Below are 687 nucleotides of genomic sequence, written 5' to 3' on the forward strand. Positions count from 1 at the left end.
TGACATGAAGAAGGCAAAAGCCACCGGCATGGCGCGTGCAGGGAGTTTCCAGTTGCGTGACGCCGGCGACGCAAGCTCCAGGTCGGACATGTTCGTTGCTCCTGATCGATTGAAGTGCCCGGCACTCTAGCGAGGATGGCGATTGCGGCGGTAGAGGGCGAGAGGTAAGTTGAGTATCAACCTTAACTTACGAAAAGGCTGAGCATTGCAAAGCAAAGGCACAGATACCCTGCGAGGCCTGGAGAGCTTCGTCAAAGCCGTGGAGAGTGGCAGCATCGCCGCCGGGGCGCGCCTGCAAGGCATCAGCGCCGCTGCCGCAAGCCAGAATATCGCGCGCCTGGAACAGAGCCTGGGGGTGCGCCTGCTTACCCGCACCACCCGTAGCCTGGCACTGACCGATGCTGGAGCGCTGTATCTCGAGCGCGTGCAGACGGTGCTCCAGGACCTGGAGCTGGCCCGTTCCGATGTCGCCGACCTGCAGGACGAACCGCGTGGCCAACTGCGTATCGCTGCCAGCGCAGCATTCGGGCGCCATGTGCTGGCCCCGCTGATTCCAGGATTCATGGCGCGGCACCCACGTATCCGCTGCGAGCTGCTGACCACTGACGGTGTCGTCGATCACGTGCAGGAAGGCGTGGACATCAGCATCCACATCGAGCAGCAGTTGCAGAGCGGCCTGGTCGCACG

The 687-nt window shown here is 62.9% G+C and carries 1 protein-coding gene; it reads left to right on the top strand.

The window, feature by feature from the left end; translation table 11 throughout:
* Window positions 1-205: 205 nt before the first annotated feature.
* Window positions 206-687: LysR family transcriptional regulator (locus J0A65_RS24875; RefSeq protein ID WP_206596911.1), on the top strand; the 482-nt coding region annotated here is incomplete at its 3' end.

This window comes from Bowmanella yangjiangensis (assembly GCF_017255015.1).
GTDB classification, from domain to species: domain Bacteria; phylum Pseudomonadota; class Gammaproteobacteria; order Enterobacterales; family Alteromonadaceae; genus Bowmanella; species Bowmanella yangjiangensis.